Origin of the sequence: Flavobacterium subsaxonicum WB 4.1-42 = DSM 21790, assembly GCF_000422725.1 — a bacterium.
Lineage (GTDB): Bacteria > Bacteroidota > Bacteroidia > Flavobacteriales > Flavobacteriaceae > Flavobacterium > Flavobacterium subsaxonicum.
Genome location: NZ_AUGP01000018.1, coordinates 108,457 through 132,237 on the forward strand (window position 1 = coordinate 108,457; position 23,781 = coordinate 132,237).

21 protein-coding genes are annotated in these 23,781 nt (G+C 40.8%); 7 read left to right on the forward strand and 14 right to left on the reverse strand.

All coding sequences use genetic code 11. The features are described from left to right. Positions 1-626: 626 nt before the first annotated feature. The 7 genes from G509_RS0106585 to G509_RS0106615 form a co-directional block, all read right to left on the reverse strand. Positions 627-1,388: a LuxR C-terminal-related transcriptional regulator gene (locus tag G509_RS0106585; RefSeq protein ID WP_051199987.1), complete on the reverse strand. Its 762-nt coding sequence runs from the start codon at positions 1,386-1,388 to the stop codon at positions 627-629. A gap of 220 nt (positions 1,389-1,608) precedes the next feature. Then, positions 1,609-3,636, reverse strand: a complete 2,028-nt coding sequence (locus tag G509_RS0106590; protein WP_026990789.1) for a M3 family metallopeptidase — start codon at positions 3,634-3,636, stop codon at positions 1,609-1,611. Between the two features lie 10 nt (positions 3,637-3,646). Continuing rightward, positions 3,647-3,970 (reverse strand): type II toxin-antitoxin system RelE/ParE family toxin, encoded by a 324-nt coding sequence (locus G509_RS0106595; RefSeq protein WP_026990790.1) that lies wholly within the window; start codon positions 3,968-3,970, stop codon positions 3,647-3,649. Continuing rightward, complete coding sequence (locus G509_RS0106600) at positions 3,967-4,185, reverse strand: hypothetical protein (RefSeq protein WP_026990791.1); 219 nt, start codon at positions 4,183-4,185, stop codon at positions 3,967-3,969. Before G509_RS0106600 ends, G509_RS0106595 begins: the two co-directional genes overlap by 4 nt. A 51-nt stretch (positions 4,186-4,236) precedes the next feature. After that, positions 4,237-4,725, reverse strand: coding sequence for a 5-(carboxyamino)imidazole ribonucleotide mutase (gene purE / locus G509_RS0106605; protein ID WP_026990792.1), 489 nt, complete (start codon positions 4,723-4,725; stop codon positions 4,237-4,239). Positions 4,726-4,887: 162 nt separating this feature from the next. Next, on the reverse strand, positions 4,888-6,042 hold the full coding sequence (locus G509_RS0106610) for a 5-(carboxyamino)imidazole ribonucleotide synthase (protein ID WP_026990793.1): 1,155 nt from the start codon (positions 6,040-6,042) through the stop codon (positions 4,888-4,890). A gap of 37 nt (positions 6,043-6,079) precedes the next feature. Continuing rightward, positions 6,080-6,649: a dihydrofolate reductase family protein gene (locus tag G509_RS0106615; protein ID WP_026990794.1), complete on the reverse strand. Its 570-nt coding sequence runs from the start codon at positions 6,647-6,649 to the stop codon at positions 6,080-6,082. Between the two features lie 218 nt (positions 6,650-6,867). Between G509_RS0106615 and G509_RS0106620 the strand changes: the two genes are divergently transcribed. Beyond that, complete coding sequence (locus tag G509_RS0106620) at positions 6,868-8,331, forward strand: glycoside hydrolase family 130 protein (protein ID WP_026990795.1); 1,464 nt, start codon at positions 6,868-6,870, stop codon at positions 8,329-8,331. Positions 8,332-8,519: 188 nt separating this feature from the next. After that, positions 8,520-9,809 (forward strand): MFS transporter, encoded by a 1,290-nt coding sequence (locus G509_RS0106625; protein WP_035738633.1) that lies wholly within the window; start codon positions 8,520-8,522, stop codon positions 9,807-9,809. Between the two features lie 346 nt (positions 9,810-10,155). Here the strand turns inward: G509_RS0106625 and G509_RS0106630 are convergent, their stop codons facing one another. The 5 genes from G509_RS0106630 to G509_RS0106650 form a co-directional block, all read right to left on the reverse strand. Continuing rightward, positions 10,156-11,409: a cation:dicarboxylate symporter family transporter gene (locus tag G509_RS0106630; RefSeq protein ID WP_026990797.1), complete on the reverse strand. Its 1,254-nt coding sequence runs from the start codon at positions 11,407-11,409 to the stop codon at positions 10,156-10,158. 58 nt (positions 11,410-11,467) lie between these two features. Further along, the gene (locus G509_RS0106635; protein WP_026990798.1) at positions 11,468-12,016 is read right to left on the reverse strand and encodes a hypothetical protein; all 549 of its coding nucleotides are present in this window, start codon (positions 12,014-12,016) and stop codon (positions 11,468-11,470) included. A 358-nt stretch (positions 12,017-12,374) separates the two neighbouring features. Further along, positions 12,375-13,811, reverse strand: coding sequence for a T9SS type A sorting domain-containing protein (locus tag G509_RS0106640; protein WP_161627171.1), 1,437 nt, complete (start codon positions 13,809-13,811; stop codon positions 12,375-12,377). 135 nt (positions 13,812-13,946) lie between these two features. Beyond that, entirely contained in the window at positions 13,947-16,028 is a 2,082-nt protein-coding gene (locus G509_RS0106645; RefSeq protein ID WP_035738636.1) for a TonB-dependent receptor, read from the reverse strand. 164 nt (positions 16,029-16,192) lie between these two features. Further along, complete coding sequence (locus G509_RS0106650) at positions 16,193-17,467, reverse strand: PQQ-dependent sugar dehydrogenase (RefSeq protein WP_026990801.1); 1,275 nt, start codon at positions 17,465-17,467, stop codon at positions 16,193-16,195. Between the two features lie 187 nt (positions 17,468-17,654). Between G509_RS0106650 and G509_RS0106660 the strand changes: the two genes are divergently transcribed. From G509_RS0106660 to G509_RS0106675, 4 genes are all read left to right on the forward strand, one after another. Then, positions 17,655-18,185 carry a phosphoribosyltransferase gene (locus G509_RS0106660; protein WP_026990802.1) on the forward strand — a complete coding sequence of 177 codons (531 nt, stop codon included), beginning with the start codon at positions 17,655-17,657 and terminating at the stop codon, positions 18,183-18,185. Positions 18,186-18,200: 15 nt separating this feature from the next. After that, positions 18,201-18,776: an adenylate kinase gene (locus G509_RS0106665; RefSeq protein ID WP_026990803.1), complete on the forward strand. Its 576-nt coding sequence runs from the start codon at positions 18,201-18,203 to the stop codon at positions 18,774-18,776. 11 nt (positions 18,777-18,787) lie between these two features. Continuing rightward, positions 18,788-20,065: a hemolysin family protein gene (locus G509_RS0106670; protein ID WP_081663257.1), complete on the forward strand. Its 1,278-nt coding sequence runs from the start codon at positions 18,788-18,790 to the stop codon at positions 20,063-20,065. A 220-nt stretch (positions 20,066-20,285) separates the two neighbouring features. Continuing rightward, positions 20,286-20,726: an SRPBCC family protein gene (locus tag G509_RS0106675; RefSeq protein ID WP_026990805.1), complete on the forward strand. Its 441-nt coding sequence runs from the start codon at positions 20,286-20,288 to the stop codon at positions 20,724-20,726. A 255-nt stretch (positions 20,727-20,981) separates the two neighbouring features. Here G509_RS0106675 and G509_RS0106680 read toward each other — a convergent pair whose 3' ends face one another. Together G509_RS0106680 and G509_RS0106685 are read right to left on the reverse strand one after the other, a co-directional pair. Beyond that, positions 20,982-21,761: a DUF2971 domain-containing protein gene (locus G509_RS0106680; protein ID WP_026990806.1), complete on the reverse strand. Its 780-nt coding sequence runs from the start codon at positions 21,759-21,761 to the stop codon at positions 20,982-20,984. A 220-nt stretch (positions 21,762-21,981) separates the two neighbouring features. Then, positions 21,982-22,716, reverse strand: coding sequence for an MBL fold metallo-hydrolase (locus G509_RS0106685; protein ID WP_026990807.1), 735 nt, complete (start codon positions 22,714-22,716; stop codon positions 21,982-21,984). A gap of 233 nt (positions 22,717-22,949) precedes the next feature. On the opposite strand from G509_RS0106685, the gene G509_RS0106690 reads away from it, so the two are divergent. Then, a complete protein-coding gene (locus G509_RS0106690; protein WP_026990808.1) occupies positions 22,950-23,591 on the forward strand; it encodes a carboxypeptidase-like regulatory domain-containing protein in 642 nt (213 codons plus the stop codon). Positions 23,592-23,781 lie beyond the last annotated feature (190 nt).

The following is a 23,781-nucleotide window of genomic DNA, read 5'->3' on the forward strand; positions in this document are numbered from 1 at the left end:
ATTACCCTAAAAACCATAATTCTTGGCGGTTTTTTAATAAGCAGTTCATAATGGAATGGTAGTAGCTTTGTTAAAAGATAATCAGTTAGTGTAATTAAGCACTGCATACGGCCTTTAATGCTAAGAGTAATAAGTGTTGTTTTTGTATATAGTTTGCCACCTAAGAAGTTTTCTTGGGTGGTTTTTTTCTCAACTACTGTAATAGTACAGATTAAGACAGATGGTAAGGTGAAAGGACTTAAAAGTCAAAACATGTCGCTTTAATATGCTGATTTTAAGATTTTTATAAATACTATGTCGCTGTATTTACTTTATAATGTCACTTTTTTCTCAACGTTAATATTTTAGCAACTATGCCCTTGTGCAATTTTTTTATCTAACGTTGCGCTTTATTATAATTCTTTAGATTTTAAATTATAACCTAAATATTAGTACTGCTATTAATTTCTCAGGTTTAAAAAATAATAAGCAGTAAAACAATAATGTAAATAGTAGTGTTTTTCTTTCCCGAGATTATCACTTTGTAGGGCTTGTTGTTCTATAAAAGTGCTTTATTTACAAATTAGTTGGTTGAAAAAATGCTGCCGGGCAACCGGCAGCATTTTAATTTTTATAAGTTCGGTAAGTTATATCCAGCCGTTTACAATTGATTTTTTGATCATTTCTGACACCGACTTAGAGTTAGTTTTTTCCAGCAGGTGCTTTCGGTGCGAGTCTACAGTATATTTAGAAATGTTGAGGCGGCAGCTTATCTCTTTACTTATAAGGCCTTCGAGCATTAGTTTGAGCACCTGCTTTTCTCTTGGCGATAAAATACCTTTAGAAGGCTTGTAGACCGATTTTACCACAACATCAAAAAAGCTGGGGCCATCATCGAGCGCCACAAAAGAGAGCATGGGCCGGTTGTCTTTTTTAAGGTGGGTAATGTTGGCATTTACACCAAAGGTAAGTATGGTGTTGCTGGCCTTATTGTAGCCTACTACTATCATTTGATTGAGTATACGCACATAGTGCCCCTTGGCATGCAGCACCCTGAAATCGTATTGCAACTTGTAATTAAAACGTTCGCGGTAATGCATAGGCCTGAAAAAGTCGGCAATGGCTACCTCAAAATTAAGAATGTGGGCTTTGTCTTCTTCATGTATCAGGTCGAACATTAGTGGGAAATCAAAATCATCGGCATCATAGCCCAGCACGTTTTTTACTTCGGGGCTAATCATTTCAAAGCGCGATTCTTTAATGTTAAGTATCCAGTAAAAGCTTGGCCCGGGCTGAAAACTCAGTAAATACCTTTTGTGGGCTTCGATCTCTATGGCATGGTCTTCCCAGTTATCATTAGATACTTTTTCGTGAATTAATTGTAGTTGTTGGATGTAAGGTGCTTTCATAAGTCTTTAAGTTAAATTACTGAATTTAAGTCAAGTACTTTGTGAAAGGTATGGAAATTTCTTAATAAATTGTTGTGAAATGTAATGTTTTTATGTTAAGTATTATGCATGCCGTCTAATTGCTTAGTAATGCAAAATTATACTCAAAAAAGAACCCCGAAATTGAAAAGTTTCGGGGTTAAATATATCTAAGAATCTAATTGTCAGAATATCTGATAGTCTACAAAAGCCCAGCCCTTTTTAGTAGTGCTTCGGGTTTAGGCTCCTGGCCCCTAAAGCGTTTGTACAGTAGCATAGGATGTTCTGTGCCGCCTTTAGAAAGTATATTTTCTTTAAACTTAGTAGCAGTCTCTTTATCAAAAATGCCCTTTTCCTGAAAAAATTCAAACGCATCGGCATCCAGCACCTCAGCCCATTTATAGCTGTAATAACCTGATGAATAGCCACCCTGGAATATATGCGAAAATGCCGTGCTCATAGCATTTTCTTTAACTTCCGGATACAGTTGCGTAGCAGCAAATTGTTCGGTCTCAAAAGCCTTAACATCGGTAATGCCACTTGGATCGGCGCTATGCCAGCCCATGTCCAACAATCCAAAACTTAGCTGGCGCATGGTAGCAATACCCTCCTGAAAGCTTGCGCTCTCTTTAATTTTGGTAATATATTCCATTGGTATAACCTCGCCGGTTTGGTAATGATGGGCAAACAGGGCCAGGGCTTCCGGCTCGTAGCACCAGTTTTCCATAACCTGGCTTGGCAGCTCTACAAAGTCCCAATACACGCTGGTGCCGCTCAGGCTCGGGTAAATAGTATCGGCAAGCATGCCGTGCAGGGCGTGGCCAAACTCATGGAAAAGCGTAGTAACCTCGTTAAACGTAAGCAACGATGGCTTAGTTTCTGTAGGTTTGGTAAAGTTGCATACAATAGATACGTGTGGCCTCTCGTTAACGCCGCTTAAAACGTACTGCGATTTAAACGATGTCATCCATGCGCCATTGCGCTTGCCCTTACGGGGAAAGAAATCGGCGTAGAAAATAGCAACCAGGTCGCCGTTTTCGCCTACTACCTCATAGGTGGTAACATCTTTATGGTATTTATCAATATCCTGAACCTCTTTAAACGTTAGCCCATACAATTTACCGGCAATAACAAACGCACCGTTAAGCACGTTTTCCAGTTTAAAGTACGGTTTAAGTTTCTCGTCGTCCAGGTTAAATAATTTCTGTTTTAGTTTTTCAGAATAGTAGGCGCCGTCCCATTTTTCTAAATGGTCCAGGCCGTCAAGTTCTTTTGCAAACGCAGTAAGCTCGGCAAATTCTTTTTGGGCAGCCGGTTTGGCTTTTGCCAGAAGATCGTTTAAAAAAGTTTTTACTTTCTCCGGACTTTCGGCCATGCGCTCTTCTAATACAAAGTTGGCATGCGAATCATAACCCAATAACTTAGCGCGGTCGTAACGCAGTTTAGCTATTTGTAAAACTATCTGTTGGTTATCGTGCTCATTGCCCTGAAATGCCTTGGCACCAAAAGCAATGGCCATTTCTTTACGAAGTTCGCGGTTATCGGCATACGTTAAAAACGGAACGTAGCTTGGGTAATCCAATGTAAACACCCAACCTTCTTTTTCCAGGCTGGCAGCTAATTCTTTAGCGGCCTCAACAGTTCCTTCAGGCAGGCCTGATAAATCAGCCTCGTTAGTAATGTGCAATTGGTAGGCATGAGTTTCGGCCAGAACATTCTCGCCAAACTCCAGGCTTAGCCTGCTAAGCTCTTTATCAATATCGCGCAGCATGGTTTTTTTATCCTCTGGCAGGTTGGCACCGTTACGGCTAAAGCTTTTGTACTGCTTGTCTAAAAGCGTAGTTTGCTCAGGCGTTAAATTAAGCGTGTCTTTTGTATTGTAGACTGCTTTAACACGTTCAAATAAGTCTTTGTTAAGACGAATATCGTTGCCAAAATCAGATAGCAGCGGAGAAACCTCCTGGGCTATCTTCTGGATATCATCGTTAGTTTCCGCCGAATGCAGGTTAAAGAAAATACTCGAAACGCGCTCCAGCATATCGCCGCTAAAGGTCATTGCTTCTATAGTATTTTCAAAAGTAGGAGCCTCGGGGTTGACCACAATAGCATCAACTTCTGTACGGGCTTTTTCTATACCGGCTGTAAAAGCAGGCATAAAATCTTCGGTTTTTATTCCGCTAAAAGGCGCGGTATCGTGTTTGGTTGTAAATTTTTGTGTGAGTAGGTTCATGGTAGTGTTTTTAGATACGGCCATAGTATTTACGTATCTCTTTAGTAATAGATTTAAAACTGCTGCGGTTGTCAAAAACCGTTACAACTTCAATTTCGTCATTTTTAATTCTGTATAAAAATGACGTTTGCTTAGTAACAATGCAAAGGTAAAGATTAAAAAAATCAGTTGATTTTATGCAACTATACGGATAAAGTGAAACCTGGTCAAGTTTCTCGTCAAGAATCTGCTTAAAATTATCCTTAACCTTTACAGACCATTCTTCAATTAAATAGTTTAGTAATTGTATAAGCTTTTTTTCGGCAAGTGGAGAAAAATAAAAATTATATCTCAAGGCAATCTTTTCTTAAGATCCTCCCAAGAAATACGTTCTCCCCTGTCAAGCTGTTCAATTCCATATTGAATTTCCAGCTTTTGGTCTTCGGTAAATTCATCGTAAAAATCTTTCTTCTCTTTAGTAAGAAGTTTGCGTACTTTTTCAATCAATTTAGAATCTTCTAAATCAAGTATCATTTTTGCTAATTCTATTTTAGACGCCTGAATATCCATTGCGAGCTTTTTATCAAAGTTACAAAATTTAAAAACGCAAAACAGGGAATTTTATTCCCTGCTCCTTAAACCTTCACTTGCCTTATTAACCGCTTCTTTAAGGCTTAGTTTATAAGCAATAATTTTTGCCTGTACCAGTTTATCGTGGCTGCCCAGTATTTGAGCGGCAAGTATACCGGCATTTTTAGCGCCGTTAAGGGCTACCGTTGCAACGGGTACCCCACCAGGCATTTGCAGTATAGAGAGTACGCTATCCCACCCATCTATAGAGTTGCTTGATTTTACAGGCACCCCAATAACCGGTAGCGGAGACATACTGGCTACCATGCCCGGTAAATGGGCTGCGCCGCCTGCGCCCGCAATTATTACATTAATACCGCGGGTGTGGGCGGTGGTACTGTATTCGAACAACTTCTCTGGTGTGCGGTGTGCCGAAACAATATCTACCTCGGTTGCTATGCCAAACTCTTTTAATATATCTATGGCATCCTGCATTACCGGCATATCCGATATGCTGCCCATTATAATTCCTATTTTCATTTCTTTATATTATTTAGTTGTTGGTTGATGGTTGTTGGGAGCTTCGCATAACCGAATCAACAAATTACCAAATCCACGCATTATTTTATAGATTCTTCGACTTCGCTGCACTGCGCACAGAATGACAGGGCCTGTAAACTGATCACTGTAAACTGCGACTGCTTACTGGCTTATTACGCGTATAGTGCTTTTAACTTCCTGTGCTACTCGTCGTGCCTCGGCAATGTCTTGGTTTACTATGGTAACATGCCCCATTTTTCTAAAAGGCCTTGTTTCTTTTTTGCCGTATATGTGTGGTGTAACACCATCCTGACCTAATATTTTCTCGATGTTCTCGTAAATAACGTTGCCGCTGTAGCCTTCTTCGCCTACAAGGTTTACCATAATACCGGCCACTTTACTATCGGTATTACCCAATGGCAAATCTAAAATGGCGCGCAGATGCTGCTCAAATTGCGATGTATAACTGGCCTCTATAGAATAGTGTCCGCTATTGTGCGGCCTTGGGGCAACCTCGTTAACCAATATCCGATCGTCTTCGGTCTGGAACATCTCTACAGCAAGTAGACCAACATGGTTAAAATGCTCCGACACTTTAAGGGCAATGGCACGGGCGTTTTCGGCCACGGCATCGTCTATACGAGCCGGGCAAATAACATACTCTACCTGGTTGGCCTCCGGGTGAAATTCCATTTCAACCACAGGGTAGGTTTTAATCTCTCCGCTTGGAGTGCGGGTAACTATAACGGCAAGCTCGTTCTTAAACGGAATCATAGTCTCTGCAATGCACTGCACATCTGGCAGGCCATTAAAGCTATCGCTGTTGCGAATAACCTTTACGCCATTGCCATCATAACCGCCTTCGGTGCTTTTCCAGACAAAAGGCAGGGCAATCTCGTTATTAGCTACAGCAGTTTTAAGGGCGGTTACATTTTCGAACCTTTTGTAAGCTGCAGTAGGTATATTATTGGTGGTATAAAAATCTTTTTGTGTGCCTTTGTTCTGTATAAGTCGCAATGTTTTTGGCGATGGGTACACTTTAATACCTTCGCTTTCCAGTTTTTCCAGAGCCTCTATGTTTACAAGCTCAATCTCAAAAGTAAGCACATCTACCTGTTTGCCAAAGTTGTAAACAGTATCAAAATCCATAAGGCTGCCCTTAAAAAATTTGTTGCTGCCTATTTTGCAGGGCGCTTCATCGCTGGGGTCCAGCACATAGGTTTGTATGTCGAATTTACGGGTTTCGGTAAGCAGCATTTTGCCAAGCTGGCCGCCGCCTAAAATTCCGAGCTTAAAATCAGAAGAAAAATAGTTCATTATAATAGCGTGTTTGCAGCGCCAAAGATACTTAAAATTATTGTTTTGTTTGCGGGCGATACACTAACGAAAGTACACCGGTTGTATAAGTTTTGCTTTTTACTAATTCCATATCCAGCCATTCTTTATCGTTGGGTAAAAAACGCATCCCGTTACCTACAAATGCCGGGGCTAAAGTTAAATGGTATTCGTCAAATAAATTTTGCGCCGCCAATGCCCTGCATAAAGTAAGGCTGCCCCATACTATAATATCTTTACCGGGTTGTTCTTTTAGTTGTTTTACATAAGCAACTGCATCATGGTTTACTATGGTTGCAGGCTGCCATTTGCCCCAGGGGGCATCTTTAAGCTTTGTTGAAAAAACTATTTTAGGGGTACTGTTAAGGGCGGGGGCTACGGCTTCTTTTTCAGGGTCGGCATCGGGCCAGTACTCTAAAAACATTTTATAAGTGTTTGCGCCTAACAATATGGTGTCTATATTTTTCATCAGCTGATCTTCTTCCCAACCGGTATTGTATTTTGGGTATTCAAAAAAATTTGTAGTGCCGTTACTGTCTGATGCAAAACCATCTGCCGAAATCCACTGCTGTGCAATAAGCTTTCTCATAACTCTTTATGTTAAAATTACTTCGGTTAAATTTAGCAAATCATATAATATACCTTATTTAAAGGTTAGTGAAAGTTTTGCCTGGGAATAGAATAATTTCTGTAGTACTTTTCACTTAAATTTAGCATTTAGGGCAAGGGCTTATGTAAATTTATATTTGTATTTTAGAGGTTCGATAAACTTTAGGCGCATGTTGCCTGACTAAAATTCCCCAAACAATGAGATTATCTGTAGAAAGAAAACCCGTTAAGGTACTGCCGGATACAAAGCGCGTAATTGCCCGCTACTTTTTTAATGGCGAAGAGCGTGCCGTAGAGCTTATAAAAAAAATAATGCAGCTGGATAAAGAAGAAACCTTTGCGCTTATATCGCCCCTGCTACAGGATTTCTCTAAAAGGCACCGTAACATTACCCGCAAGCTGTTGCGCAATGCAGAGCGTGTAAGAAAATATGTAGTGGCAGCAGGCTTTGAGTTCGAAAAACTCGACGAATACTGCAAGCTGCTTATTGGCTCGTATTTTACACATGAGTACAGTATTGAGTCGGCGGCATTTTTTAACCCGTCTATTATACCCGACCCCGACCAGAGTAACCTCGAAGAAGGCCAGTTAAGGGTAATCATCAGCTTTAGGGCTGTGGGCGAGGGGCACGTATCATCAGTAGTGTTCAGGCGTGCCATGATCGATAAAAACAGCGATATAACTGTTATACCTGCGGGTAATTATATAGATGAGGCCGAAAAAGTACATAACGTTATGTACCAGAAAAGGCTGTTTCTTAAAAAAGCAGCTGAAGCCGATATTAACAGCGAGTTTATGCATTCGGTTTCAGATAAGCTGGAGGATCGTTTTAATTACGACCAGCTTAAGCAGCTTATTATAGAGGCCAAGCAGCAAACTGATGATGTTAAGATATTAAGGGAGTATAACCTTATACTGGCGCTATCTGACAGTTACAGGCGCATTACCTTTTCTAAAGATACCGATATTAGCGACAGGGTTATTTTTCCGTTATCCGACTTTGAAAGTAAAGGTATAGAGGATGCCCGTTTTGTATTGTTTACCGATGAGAATGGCAAGAAAACTTACTATGCTACTTATACCGCTTATGATGGTGTACACATTATGCCCAAGCTGCTAAAAACCTACGACTTTTACGATTTTAAAACCAGTCCGTTAAACGGGGCAGGGGCAAAAAATAAAAACCTGGCGTTGTTTCCTCGTAAGATAAACGGCAAATTTGCCATGCTTTCCAGGATAGATGGGTGGAACAACTACTTAATGTATTCTGATAATATTAATGAGTGGGAAGACCCAATTAAAATTCAGGGACCGGAATATCCGTGGGAGTTTGTACAGATAGGCAACTGTGGCTCGCCTATAGAAACACCCGATGGATGGCTGGTAATAACTCACTCTGTAGGCTCTATGCGCCGTTACAGCATTGGTGCGTCGTTACTGGATATAAATGACCCTTCTATAGAAATTGGCCGTCTTAAAGACCCGCTTATTGTGCCTAACCCGGATGAGCGCGAAGGCTATGTGCCTAACGTAGTATACTCGTGCGGCTCTATAATTCATAACGACGAACTTATTTTGCCTTACGGATTATCGGATCACAGCTCTGGCTTTGCTACTGTTAAATTACAGGTTTTACTGGACCGACTTAAAACGGGAGGATGATAACCAACAATAATAAATAATTAGTTACCCTGATGTTATTTTGCTAATAGTAAATAATATCAGGGTAATTTTTTTGATACGATAAAAGTGCGCTGCCTGTTAAGTTTTATGAAATATTTGAGAACCGTAAGCTTAGCCGTTTAGCAATCGCAATGTACCTTTGCACTACTAAATAATACATTACACAAGTGGAGGAGTCAGAGTCGGTACCTGAAGTATCAGGTTTTTTTGGCAAGAACCCCGTTTTAAAAAACAGGGAATTTTTATCTTTTCTAAGCATACGGTTCGGGTTGCTTTTTAGCCTGAACATGCAGGTTACCATAATATTTTACTGGGTTTACCATTTAACCCGCGATAAGTTATCGCTGGGTTTTGTAGGCCTTGCCGAGGTTATACCCGCAGTGGGTTTCTCGTTACTGGCAGGCCATTTTGTAGACCTTAACGAAAAGCGCAAAATGCTTATGTTTTGCATTATAGGCTACATATTTTTAGGGGCAAGCCTCTTTACCCTGACCACGCCGCTCTCTTTAGGCGAACTGGGTATGAAAACCACCTTATATCTTATTTATTTCTTTGTATTTATCGGGGGCATTATACGCTCGTTTATGGGGCCATCGGTGTTTTCGCTGTTTGGACTTGTGGTGGCCGACAGAAAGCTTTTTCCTAACGGTACCAGCTGGAGCAGTATGGCGGCGCAAACCGGCGGTGTACTCGGGCCACTTGTCGCCGGGCTTATGATTGCCTTAGATGGCGTTATACTGGGCATGTTTACAGTGGTTATCATTCAGATACTATTACTCTTCCCCATCCTTCATATAAAATCGAAACCCATATTAAAAACCGAGAAAGAACCCATACTGCAAAGCCTCTCGCAGGGTATTAAGTTTGTGGTTAAAACACCGGCACTATTGGGTGCGCAGATGTTAGATATGTTCTCTGTACTGTTTGGTGGCGCGGTGGCACTGCTGCCCGTGTATCAGGTAGAGATACTGCATACCGATGAGGTTGGTTTTGGATTGCTACGCTCTGCACCCGGCATAGGGGCATTGCTTACGCTTGGGCTACTGGCATTTTTGCCGTTGCGAACCCATCCGGGTAAAAAGCTGTTTATAGCCGTTACGGGCTTTGCACTGTCTATAATAATATTTGGGCTCTCTACCAACTTTGTGCTGTCGTTTGCTATGCTGTTGCTATCGGGTATGTTTGATGCCGTTAGTGTAGTAGTGCGCAGCACCATATTACAGCTTGTAACGCCCGACCATATGCGTGGGCGTGTGGCTGCCGTTAACACCATGTTTGTAAGCTCCAGCAACGAGCTGGGCGATTTTGAAAGCGGTGTTATGGCACACTGGCTGGGCACGGTTAGGGCTGTGGTAATGGGCGGCTGCCTAACGCTTGGTGTGGTTGCCGTTACATTTTTTAGCGCACCGCAATTGCGTGAATTTAACTTTGACGACGAGGAAAAAAAGAAGGCATAAAAAAAGGCCCGTACTTTTGGTACGGGCCTCCCCCAAAAAGAAGAAAGTTGTTTGTTAATTGTACTGATAAAACCCCAAAAAACTTTTGCTCTTTGCTTAAATAAATGGTATAATAAATTTAAGCGAAGCATGCTATTTTGATTGCTTATAAGAGCATTACTAAAGTATATAAAATAATAATTGAATAATAATAACGCTCGATTTTTATTGAATTATCATAAAGTAACCTTTTAAAAACAATTTCTTTAAACTGAATTATGCTTATTTATTATTTAACTGAGAATTGTGAGTTAAAAGTTTATAGTTTTAACTACATCGTTTTAGTTGGTGTTTAAGAAATATCCTCTTAAAATTGTTGCTGTTCGTCTAAAATAGGTTCAACGGCTACAAATTCCCTTTCAGATTTGCTAATTACGATGGTTGCAACACCGTTGCCAATAAAGTTGGTTATGGCCCGTGCCTCACTCATAAACTTATCTACTCCCAATAAAAAAGCCAATCCTTCTACCGGTATTTTGCCAATTGCGGTAAGGGTAGATGCCAGTACTATAAAGCCACTGCCGGTTACACCCGCGGCACCTTTAGAGGTTATCATTAGTAATCCTATAATGGTAAGTATCTCGGCAAAAGACAAGTGCACATCATAGAGCTGTGCCAAAAATATAACCGACATCGATAAGTAAATCGACGTTCCATCTAAATTAAACGAATATCCTGTGGGTACCACCAATCCTACAACAGGTTTGCTGCACCCCATTTTTTCCAGCTTTTCCATAAGGTTGGGCAACGCTGCTTCTGATGATGAGGTGCCTAATACAATAAGCAATTCGGCTTTTATGTACTTAAGGAAACTCCAGATGCTCATTTTGTAATAGCGCATTATGCTGCCTAAAATAACAAATATAAATATGGCCATGGTTACATAAACGGTTAACATAAGTTTGCCCAGTGGCAGCAGTGTATGCAGCCCAAATTTACCGATAGTGTACGCCATACCGCCAAAGGCACCCAGTGGCGCCAGGTACATAACCCACTTAAGGGCCTTGAAAACGTAGCCACTTAGTTTATAGAGTACAGCAATTACAGATTCGCGCTGTTTTAAATAGTTTACAATAATGCCTACTATAATTGCCGCCAGCAAAACCTGTAGTGTAAGGTTATCCATAAAAAAGGTTAGCCAGTTAAACTCTTTTGGGGCTGCTGTAGTATATTTCGTGGCATCTTCCATATCCAGGCCGGTGCGGTCTATTTTACCGGGTTGTATAAAATAGGCTACGGCTATACCAATGGCGAGTGCAAAGGTGGTAACAACTTCAAAATAAAGCAGCGCCTTTATGCCAATACGCCCCACTTTTTTAAGGTCGCCCATGCCGCTTATGCCTAAAACAATGGTTAGGAAAATAATGGGCGCAATAAATACTTTGATAATACTTATAAAAGCATCGCCAACAATTTTCATCTGCATGCCTTCTTTCGGATGAAAATGCCCCAGCAATACACCGGCTATAATGGCAATCAGTACCCAGAAGGTCAGGTTGGTGGTAATAGTATAAAGGAGGCTCTTGTTAGGCTGTATCTCGTTATTGGGATTTAATTTCATAAACCCGAAGATAACAATTTTTAGCAATTCGCAAATGTTTGCGTAAATGGGGGCTGAATTATTTATTGATCTTCCTTAAAATATCTTTTGCCGCCGCAACATAAGCGGGTGAATGCCGGGCAGCATCTTCAGAAAGTATGCGGATAAGCTCGGGATAGATCCAATCGGTATCTTTACCTATTATATAGAGTGTACGCATGGCATAGGCCTTGGTAGCAACTTTACCGTTGGGGTCAATCAGCCAGTCAAAACACGCCTCGGTAATTTGCTGTAATTGCTTCTCGGTTATAAAATTTCCTGTTTTTTGATGTTGCGTTACCGCGAACAGGCAAATTTTAGAAGTTGACCGCATGGCACCTTCATGTTTGTAAATAGCCAGCGTAACGCAAAAGTGATTGAGATAATCTGATAACCATGTAATCTTTGCTTCCATAACAAGCTCTAAGATCCAGCAGGCTTTGTGGTGGTTTTTATCCGATGGTGCAAGCGCTATGGCAAACAGTTCCGGCAGCAGGGCAGGGTTGTTTAATATTGCACCCGAAAGGGTATCGCGTATGGGGCGATGGGCGGTACTATTGGCCACTCGGTTGTAAAAGCTATTTTGCATAGGTTAAAACAGATACCGAAAAATACAAATTATGGCTTATAATTTACCCGATGCATACAAAAAAAAACGGAACCTTTGTGGGGCTCCGTTTTAATAGTAAAAATAATTGGTTGGATGTATTTGTATAATACATGCGCCTGTTGCAATGTGCATTAGCACACGTAAAAAAAATGTATTTGTAAATTGCTGTTGCCTGTAGTAAGCAGGTAACAGTTTTTTACCCCGATACAAATGAAACTATAAAAAAGGCTTAAAATTGTTAAAGAATTGTTAAGTGCGGAAAGTCCGTAAAGGATTTTATACAAAAAAAGAGCGGAACCTGAGTTCCGCTCTTTGCAATTTAATTAACTAACACTACTTATTGTTTAACAAACATCTGGGTGGCCTGGGCCTGCCCGCCGTTTAGTTTAATTATGTAAGATCCTGCTGCAAGGCTACTAACGTCTATAGTTGTTTGCGTAGCGTTTACACTGCCGTTTATTAACTGTTTACCTGTAACATCATAAACACTATAGGCTTCAAACGCTGCATTTGCAGGAAGCTGAATGTTTACTACGTTGGTAGCCGGGTTAGGGTATAGTACAAAATCTTTATTGCTGTCAGGGTTGTTTACACCGGCAGTACAATCTGCTTTCCACGAAACTATAACCTCATTACCGGCGGTGCTGCTTGTAGCATCAGAGCAAACTGCCGGTGCAGCCACTACGTGATAAGCTCCCGGTTCTGTAATTACATAAACGACTTCGTTGGCGCCTGCTATAGGCTCTCCGTCTTTATACCATTGTATGTTGCTGTCGTATGGGCTGTTTAATGTGTTTGTAATGGTGTCGCCTTCGCAAATCAGGTAAGAAAAAGTAGCATCATCAGCCACTACACCTTCGCTAAATTCCATCAAAAAAGTTAACGAAGCCCAGTTGTAGCTGTCGATTTGTATAGTGTTAGATTCGTAAGTTTCGCCATCCTGTGTAACAACCAGTTTTAAGATAGCCTGGTCGTAAGTATACCAGTCATATGTAAACGACGGAGATGTTGCGCCTTCTATAGGAGCAAAATCATCATCTAAAAACCAGTATTTAAAGTACCATTGGTAGGTTTCATACGTTTGGTTGTTGGTTATGCTGGCAACACTATTTGTAAAAGGGCACATCATAAGGTTTTCGCCGGCAATTACAGGAGCAACAACCTCAGGAGGGGTGCCACAGTTAGGGTTGTTGGCAACCGTTATAGGTAGTGTAAAGCTTACACTGGCCGGGCAAAAGCCTGGTGCAGCACTTGCATGATAAACACCCGGTGCCGTAATTACATAAGTCTGCGCAGTAGCACCGGCTATAGCAGTGCCATCTTTAAACCATTGTACATTGGTATAAGGGCTGCCTATAGAGTTAGTAATGGCCCCACCTTCGCATAATAAAAAGCCACCGTTGCCATCTTCGCTAACGGCATCGTTGGTAGAGTGCATTACGGTTAAGCCTACCCATGCATAGCTGTCTATTTGTATTGCGTTAGACTCGTACGTTTGGCCATTTAAAGTAACAACTACTTTTAATAGAGCCTGGTCGTAGGTCATCCAGTCATACGTAAAAGATGACGATGTAGCACCTTCTATAGCCGCATACTCGTCGTTTAAAAACCAGTATTTATAATACCACTGGTAGGTTGTGTAGGTAGTAGAACCTGTAATTGTTGCGGTGCCGTTTGTGTTAGGGCACAGCAACAGGTCGCCGGTAATTACCGGAGCCTGTGCAAAAGCAAAGGGTGCGATAAGAAACAGGCATGCAAGTAGAAAATTTTTCATAGCGTTTTGTTTATAAGTTATTTTGTGTGTTACGGCAGCCATAGCACTGCCGAGGATAAAATTACTTATAAAACCCAACGCACGTGTATATTACATAGTGATAAAGCGTGACAGGGAGCGTGACATTTTGTGACACTAAAAGCTATAGCTTAACGCTACGTTGCCGTAATAGTTTACCGGTAACCCGGGGTAATAATAGCGGGGCTGTGCGCCGTTAACGCCTGTAGCATTAACCAAAACCATACCCGCATAATGGGTATTGGTAACATTATTTACCCCTGCAGAGATGTGCGATGTTAGCCCTTTTAAGATCTCGAACCTCCAACCGGCTTTTGCGTTTAACAAGTTATAGCTGTTGGCGTAAAGCGAATTGGCATCGTTAAGCGGAATGTCGTCCACGTAATAATAGTCGGCACTAAGGTAAAGCCCAAAGGGAGCCAGTAACGTTATGCCACCATTAACTTTATTTGAAGGAACACCCGTTAAATCGTTACCGCTGTAATCAACATCGTTATTTATAAACTCCTTAAATTCGTAATGGCCAATCGAAGCCGCCGCATACGGTTGCAAGGCAAAATCTGGGCTTATTTGCCAGTTGTAGTTTACATAAGCTTCTATGCCCTGGTGCAGCGTTTCGCCGGCATTAATGCCAATGTACTGGTCGTCGCCTACACGTTGTGCCACCAACAGGTCTTTTATTTGCATACGATAGGCCGATAACTCTATATACAGGTTTTTGTTGGCAAGGTAAAATTTGCCGCCCACCTCAAAATTATAACCGTTCTCGGGTTTAATATTTGGGTTAATGGTACCATCTGCTGTAAGGGTTTCTTCTATAGAGGGTAACGAGAATCCACGGCTTACCGATGCATAAATAGTTTGTAATGCCGATGGTTTATAAAGTAACGATACCTGTGGCGACCAGATGCCGTTGTAGCTGTACTCTTCGGATGAAGTGCTTTCGGCAGGGAAGGTATTATCTAAACTAAACTGGGTTTTGTTGTAATTAACACCTGCCTGGATCTCGAACTTTTTAGTAAGCTGTACGCGAAGCTGCGCAAAGGCGTTAATAAAATCACGGTCCTGCTCGGTACCGGTTATCCTGTTGCCCTGCACGCTGCCGTTGCCGTTGTTGTCCTGGTATAGGTTCTCAAAGGTGCTGCCCTTAAAACCGTCTTTAAAATATTCCATGCCGGCTATAAACTGCGCTTTGGTAGCGCCTACCTTAAAATCGCCAAAAAACTGGGTGCGTGCGCCATAAGCCGTTGTGTTTTGGCTAAGGATATCAAACGGACGCGGTTCGTAATTTTCTTTGGAATTTACAAATATCGAGGTACTGTTTTTTAACCACGATGTAGCTTCCCAATCATACGCCAGACCGCCCAGGTACGAGTCGTATTGCTCATAACCTTTAGATGCCGCCCATGTTGGTGCCGCCGCCCTGGGGTTGGTATCAAAGCTGGTTTGGTTAACAGAACTGGGTATAAACGCTTTCATGTAGGTATAATTGCCAAAATACGTCAGCTTGCTTTTCTGGGTTCGGAAAAGCTCTCCCGCAAGGGTAACGCCTTCGCGGTTGTAATGGCTATTATCGCGGTAGCCATCAGTTTCCAGTTTGTGGTAGCTTAGGTTTAAGCTGGCACTATCGGTATTAAGGCTGTAGCCGATGGTGTTTTTTACTAATCCATACGACCCGTGCGTACTGCTAACATAGCCACGGCTGCCGTTGACCGATAGTGCCAGTTTTGGCGTAAGCAAAATAGCACCGCCAAGTCCCGCGCCATATAAACTGGAGAGCGGGCCCTTTATAACCTCTACCTGGTCTATAATTTCGAGGTCTATGTCTTCTATAGTGGTTTCGCTGTCGCCCGATGTTAGGGGTATGCTGCCATAAAACGCACGGATTTTATTGGTGCCGTAAGGAGTTCTCGCACCAATACCCCTAATGGATATCCTATTTGTATTAATACCACCCGATTGCATAAAAACACCGGGCAGTGTGTTGAGGATGGGAGAAATATCGGATAAATTATTGCGCTGTATTTGCTCCGTTGATAGTATACTTACAGATGCCGGGGCATTGAGCAGGCTATCGTTAATGTGGTAACTGCTTATAACAACTTCTTTTAAATTATTGTTTTTGGCAATGCTGTCTTGTTGAGCAAAACTGTATTGGCAAACAAATACTATAAGGATTAAAAATATTTTTTTTGACATTATGTTTTATATGTCGCTCCTCCGGAGCTGTTAGTGTTGTGGGGTTTTCCTGCTATAAATATACCGCTCCTGCCGGAGCTTTTAACAACAGCATTACAATAAAAATCCTGCAGAGATGAAGCTGCAGGATCTAAAAAAATAATTAAAAGCAAGATGAATAAATATTATTTGTTGGCGGTAACCTTCCAAAGGGTGTTGCCGCTGTCGTCGTTTACTAATAAAGAGCCGTCGTTCATAACGGTAACATCTACCGGGCGGCCATATACTTTGGCTTTATCTTCGTTAGATACAAAGCCGGTTAAAAAATCCTGTGGCGGCCCACTTGGCTTACCATTTTTAAACGGAATAAATATTACCTTATAACCACTTAGCTTAGAGCGGTTCCACGAGCCGTGCTGTCCGCCAAAAGCACCGTTTTTATATTGCGCCGGAAAAGCATCTTTGTTATAGAATGCCAAACCTAACGTAGCGGTATGCGGCCCAACGGGTACATCGGGCACAATGGCTTTAGCTACCAGGTCTTTGCCGGCACCCTTCATACGCGGGTCGGCAATTTGCCCGTAATAAGAGTACGGCCATCCGTAAAAACCACCTTCTTTAACGCTGGTAATATAATCGGGCACTAACTCATCGCCAAGCTCATCGCGCTCGTTAACGGCAGTCCACAATTCTTTATTGGCCGGGTTCCAGTCCATGCCCACGGGGTTGCGCAGGCCGCTTGCATAAACACGTTCGCCGCTACCGTCGGGGTTAATTTCAAGAATGTTGGCACGTCGCACCTCGTTATCCATACCGTGTTCTGCAACGTTACTGCCAGAGCCTACTGATACATATATTTTAGATCCATCGGCATTAGCCAAAAGGTTACGGGTCCAGTGGTTGTTGTAGCCACCGGCAGGCAGGTTAAGTATTTTCTGGCCTTTACCGGTAATTTTCATATCGCCGGCCTTGTAGGGGTAGCGGTACAACCCATCGGTGCATCCTACATAAAAATAATCTTTTAAAATAAGGAGGCCAAAAGGCTGGTTAAGGTCTTCGGCAAAAACAGCACGGGTTTCAAAATTGCCATCTTTATCTTTATCACGAAGTATAGTTATCTGGTCGGCACTGTTAGACGTGCCACTTTCGGCAACAAAAATATCGCCGTTAGGAGCAATGTACGTGTTACGCGGATTCTTTAAATCGGTCGCAAATTTGGTAACCGTAAAACCTTCGGGGGCTTTAGGGGTGGCGCCTTCGGGCCAGTCTTCCATTTTGCTGTTTTTTGTAACCGATTCAGATGTAAACGGTGCAACCAATACCAAATCGCCAATAGCGGTTTTAACGGTAGTGCTGCCCTCGGCCTTAGCCTCTTGTTTTTCTTCTTTGGTTACCTGTTGTTTGCAGGCGGTAAGCGATATTATGCCTAAAAGGGCAAGTGCAATGGACGAGTTTTTCATAGTGGTAATAGTGTAAAATTGTAATTGTACCCCAATTTACCCATTTCCTGCCGCTTTAGTTTGTTAACCCCCTGAATATTAAAAAACATTTAACATAGATAAAATTGTAACAAAATAGGGGGGTACCTGTAAAGTGCTGTTGCTGTTTTAGTATATTTGCAAACTATACTTAAACCATAACCACGTAGTGATACAGCTTCACGACAAGCATTTTGTGCCTTTTATTGCTGCTGCAGATATTGATGCAGCACTACAGCGCATGGCTAAACAGGCCCAAAAAGACCTGGGGGGCGAAGTGCCTGTGTTTATAGGGGTACTTAACGGTGCCTTTATGGTAGTGGCTAATTTTGTAAAGCATTACACCGCCCCGTGCGAGGTTAGCTTTGTAAAAATGGCATCGTACGAGGGTATGGAAACCACCGGCAGCATTAAACAGCTTATTGGCTTAAGCCAGAGCCTGGAGGGCAGAAGCGTGGTGGTTATAGAAGATATAGTAGATACCGGCAATACTATAGCCGAACTTAAAACAATTTTTGAGGCGCAAAAGGTTAAGCAGCTTACCATTGCCACGCTTTTTTTTAAACCCGAGGCCTATACTAAAAGCATACCATTAAATTATATAGGTTTCGAGATACCCAACAAGTTTATAGTAGGCTACGGGCTTGACTATGATGGGCTGGGGCGCAACCTGCCGGAAGTTTATCAATTACAACAATAACAATTATATTATACAATGATCAATATCGTACTTTTTGGAAAACCGGGTGCCGGAAAAGGCACACAAGCCGAATTTTTAAGAACAAAATACAATCTTACCCATATTTCTACCGGAGACATTTTTAGGTTTAATATTAAGAATGAAACCCCGCTTGGCAAAGAAGCCAAATCTTTTATAGATAAAGGCGAGCTGGTACCCGATGCACTTACCATTAAAATGCTTCAGGATGAGGTAGAGAAACACCCGGGTACTGCCGGATTTTTGTTTGACGGCTTTCCGCGTACGGTGGCCCAGGCCGATGAGCTTGATGCTTTTATTATATCTAAAGGCTGGCAAATTACTGCTACCATTGGCCTTGAAGCGGATGACGATGTACTGGTGGCACGCCTTTTAGAGCGTGGCAAAACCAGCGGCCGTGCCGATGACCAGGACGAAGCCCTTATACGCAACCGCTACCAGGAATATAACGAAAAAACTGCCCCTCTTATAGAATATTACAAGAAGCAGGGTAAGTACTATTCTGTAGACGGTATTGGATCTATTGCAGATATAACCGAAAGGTTAAGCCTGGTAATAGACAAGCTTAACTAAAACCGCACCCATTGGAAATAGCCATAATATTTTTTCTTATATTACTTAATGGGGTGTTCTCGATGAGCGAGATCGCACTGATCTCTGCCCGTAAGAACCGCCTTGAAACTGCTGCCAAAAAAGGCAACGCCAGTGCGCAAACGGCACTGGACCTGGCCAATGCGCCAAACAAATTTTTAAGTACGGTACAAATAGGCATAACGCTTATTGGTATTTTAACGGGTATATACTCCGGCGATAAGGTTACCGATGATGTAAAGATTTTTGTAGAAAGCTTTGCCATACTTAAGCCGTATGCCCCCAATATATCTGTAGGTATAGTGGTGGTTATACTAACGTTTTTTTCGTTAGTGCTGGGCGAACTGCTGCCTAAAAGAATAGGCCTTAACTACCCCGAGGCTATTGCCAAGGCGGTGGCACTGCCCATGAAGTTTATATCTATTGCAACGGCACCCTTTATATGGCTGCTTACATCGTCTACCGATTTTTTACTAAAGATATTGCGTATTCGCCCTACGGCAGATGGCAAGGTTACCGAAGAAGAAATTAAGGCAATTATTAAAGAAGGTACCGAAGGCGGAGAGGTTCAGGAAATTGAACACGATATTATGGAGCGCGTTTTTCATATTGGCGACCGTAAGGTTAACTCGTTAATGACGCACCGTAAATCAGTAACCTATCTTTCTACTACTTACACCAAAGATAGTATAAGAGAAACCATGCTGGAAGAGCTGCATTCGGTTTACCCCGTGTGCGAGGGCAATAGCCTGGACGATGTTATTGGCGTGGTGCTTTTAAAAGATATTTTTGCTAATTACGAAAAAGAAAACTTTAGCCTTAAAGACATTAACATAGAGCCGGTTTACCTTATAGAGCATACAAGTGCCTATAAAGCGCTGGAAATATTCAAAAAAACCAAAGTGCATTATGCTTTGGTAACCGATGAGTATGGTGTTTTTCAGGGGATAATTACCCTTAACGATATTCTGGAAGCCCTTGTAGGCGATGCCTCTGATTTTTATGATGATGAGTTTCAGCTTGTGGCGCAGGAAGATGGTACCTGGATGGTAGATGGGCATTATCCGCTACACGACTTTTTAACGTATTTTGACCTTGATGAACTTACTAACGAATACGAGGTTACAACCGTAAGCGGCCTGATAATGACCGAGCTTAGCTACATACCTAAAGAAGGCGAAAAACTGGCATGGAACCTTTACGAGCTTGAAGTTATTAAAATGGATGGCGTTAAGATTGATAAGGTACTGGTTAAAAATATTAAAGAATAAAACAGTTTTCAGTAGCAGTTAACGGTCACAAAAACAATAAATAGCAAAACGCCGGGATATATTCCCGGTGTTTTTTTTTAGCTATAGGGCTTATCGTTTTAAATTAGATAATGTTAACCAGATGGAGTTGCTTGATGGTGAATAGTTTGTCGCAAATTACCCCCATATTTGTCTTAAATTGTACCCTTATTATTTAAGCCTAATGTTTAATTTTAGTATTATGAAAAACTTAAGCTACAACATCAGCATAGCAGCAAGCCCACAAAAGGTATGGGATACCATGATAGGGCAGGAAACTTATAAAATTTGGACCGACGCTGCCTGGCCGGGGTCTGACTTTAAAGGCGAATGGAAGCAGGGTGAAAACCTGCACTTTGTTGGTCAGGATGGCAGCGGCACGTTAGCTACCGTAAACACTTTTGATAGGTATAATAAAATTGTGCTATTGCATATTGCTATGTTAAAGCCCGGAAGTGTAGTAGATACAGAAAGTGAATGGGCCAAAAAATGGATAGGTAGTGTAGAGGAATATGCTTTTTCTGCAAAGGATGGCATTACTGAATTGACCGTTAACATGAAAATATATGAAGATTGGGAAGCCATGTTTAATGAGAGCTGGCCTATAGCCCTGGCTCGCTTAAAACAAATTTGTGAAGATTAGTTTATAATCTACTCGTAATTAGTGCTGAATAATATGTGCGAATGAATAAAAAACCTGCTAATTACATTAACAGGTTTTTTTATGTGGAGTGAGCGGATTTCTATTGGACACAAGGTGCCTGTTTTGCTTTTTTGAAACGATAAGGTGAGATATTTGGTAAAAATAAACGCGGAAATTGAAACAGAGTTCTCTCGTTTGAACAAAATGAAGTTATGAAAAAATACTCCTGCAAAAGTAGTTGTGCAAATGGCAGTATTAATCTATAATTATAAAATCCAGTCCATACTCACGATGCTTTTTAACTGCTTTTTTGAAAGTAGCTGAAAAACCATGAGTTTTGGTTAATTCAATATATTTTTTAATTTCTTCCTCAGTGCATCTGCATCCAAAAGTTATTTCTACTAATGCTGGTTTTTTAAATTGATGAAGTCCAACATCATTTGTTTTTAAAATTCTTTGCTCTTCTTCATATTTCCAATGGTTTGATTTAGTTAAAATAAGTGATTTCAAAATATCTTGTCTGTCTCCTAAATGATTGTAATTTGGATATTCAGATTGATAATTAACAGGTAAAGGGAAAACAAAAAAATCTGGATCTTTAAGGGCATCGAATCTTAGACAAACTCCTTTGTGAGCATTGCTATAATGTGACCACAATAAAAGATTTGATTCATTTCCGGCAAAACAACAAACACCATTCCTAGCTATAATATTTGTAATGGAATCATTTATTATTTTCCCCCATCTTCCAGGTATAGTTGTTGCTTCTTTAGCTAATTGTGCTACTTGTAAATCACTAACTGCAGGTGGTACTGTCCGTCTTATTAATTGTTTAATTTCTTCTTCATTATTGTTGCCATCAACGACAATTTGACAATCGAAAGGGTCATTGAAATCTTGAGGGTTAGAAAACCATAAAGAATTATTCTCTAAAATTTTTTCTAATTGTTCAAGTGTTCGATATTTAAAGAAGTATTGCGGTATTTGTTTTTGTAATATACCTAATTTGACTAGTTCGGGTAATGGTAGGTTCATGTTCTTCAGTATTGCTCGTGACTTGTAATTGTTATAATTTATCGTAAAGTTTTACAATACTACATAATATAGGGATACCGCTATTGAGGATATCCTTATATTGTGTTTTTTCTTTCTAAAAAAAGCTAATCCCTTATAAGAAAAAAAGCCTTCAGTTTTCACTTCAGGTTTTTAAAATTACCAGCAATCAAACCCGGTTATTCTCCCTAACATAAAAAGTTTAAAACACTACACTATTTTTACTAAAATCATGGTAAAATAAAACCGTCCACTTTTGGTCTTGGGCCTGCTGTTCCCATTTTTGGCGTAATTCTTTAGCGGTTTTGCCATCAAAATCGGATTTATAAGCAATGTAGAATTTCAGGTAACTTATTTGCGGCAGGTTATCGGCACCATAAAAAGCGGTGGTGCTGTCTTCCTTAATCCAAAATACCTGATGAAAAGGCGTGTGCCCACCCGTAACTTCAAAAGTAATATGGTCGCCAATAGTGCCCTTATCGTTGGCCATAAATACAAGGTTGGGCAAGTCGGCAATCTGTTCTAAAATTTCCTGGTTAAACGAGTGGCTGCTTAACTGCTCCAGCGCATATTTAAGTTCGTTTTGCTGAAGATAGATCTCCGCGTTAGGAAAGTTGGAAATAAACGCGTCGCCATCCATATAGCCCAGGCCATCTACATGGTCTTTGTGCAGGTGCGATAGCAGTACTTTGGTTATATCGGTCGCGGTATATCCCGCATCTTCAATAAGGGTAATAATTTGAGGTTTCCCATCCTTCATACAGCCCAGGCCGGCATCTAAAAGTAAAACATCGTTGGGCAGTACAATTAAAAAGGGGCAAACCGACATTTTTAAAAGATCGGGCCCCGCAGTTTTTACCTCTTCGCGGGTTATGGGGGTAAAAATTTTGTCTTTGGTTACGGTAAAAATACCTTCGTTAAGGGGGATAATCGTCATGCATTACATCTTTACTACAAAGTAATAGATTATGACTGAAACGGCATGCTTTGCAGGCTGAAAAATATCATTGTTAAAGTTACTGCTGTTTTTATGGAAGCTTTGAGATTAAATAAAACTCGAAATTTTCACTAAAAAATTTTTTTACTAGATGTGGAAATCATTAATAAATGTTAAATTTTTTTTTATAAGTTTGACGACAAATAATTAACAACAAAATAAATAACCTAAAAATGAAAAAATTATTACTTCTGTTTGTTGGTGCTTTATTGCTTGTATCTTGCAAAAAAGATCCGGGTTCTGTTAGCGGTAATGTATACTACAAATTTAACGAATTTGTAGGGAACAAGCCAGATGCAGGTACAACTGTTAAATTGTATAACCTTGATAAAGGAGCAGAGCCGGCAACTTACGAAACAACTTCTGATGTACAGGGCAACTACAAACTTGAAAACGTGGTTCCCGGAGATTACTTATTATTGGTTAGATCTAAAACTACTACAGCTGAAAATATTGAAATATATAACCAGTTTGCTGCCAACTCTAAAGAGTTAAAAGAACTTTTTGGGGGTGATTTGGATAAGCTGAATAAAGAAACAGAGGAGCTTGCCGCAATAGAAAAAAATAAACTGGAAGCTTATACCAATGCGCTTTCAAGCCATGACCAGGGTGATAAGTACCTGAATGACTATGCTAAATATTTAAAAGAAGGCACGGCGAAACAAAAATCTATATCAGATAAATTACCTACAGCTTTAAAAAGCCTGGTATCTGCTGCTACAGGTTACGACCAAAAAATTGAGCTTAAGAAAATTACTGTTGAAGAAGCAAAAAATGTGCAAAACAACACTGATTTTGGAGTAACATATAAATAATATTTGCAGTAACTATAAAAAAGGAGATGTTAAGCAGCATCTCCTTTTTTTATTGGCTTAAGAATAAAACATTAAGTTTCATTAATATAAATACAAAGAGATGTCTGGAAAGGCATAATTATTATTCATAAAAATACCTTACTTTTGCAGCTTGTAAAGTTTCAATGTGCAGTTGAAGCCCGAAACTTTC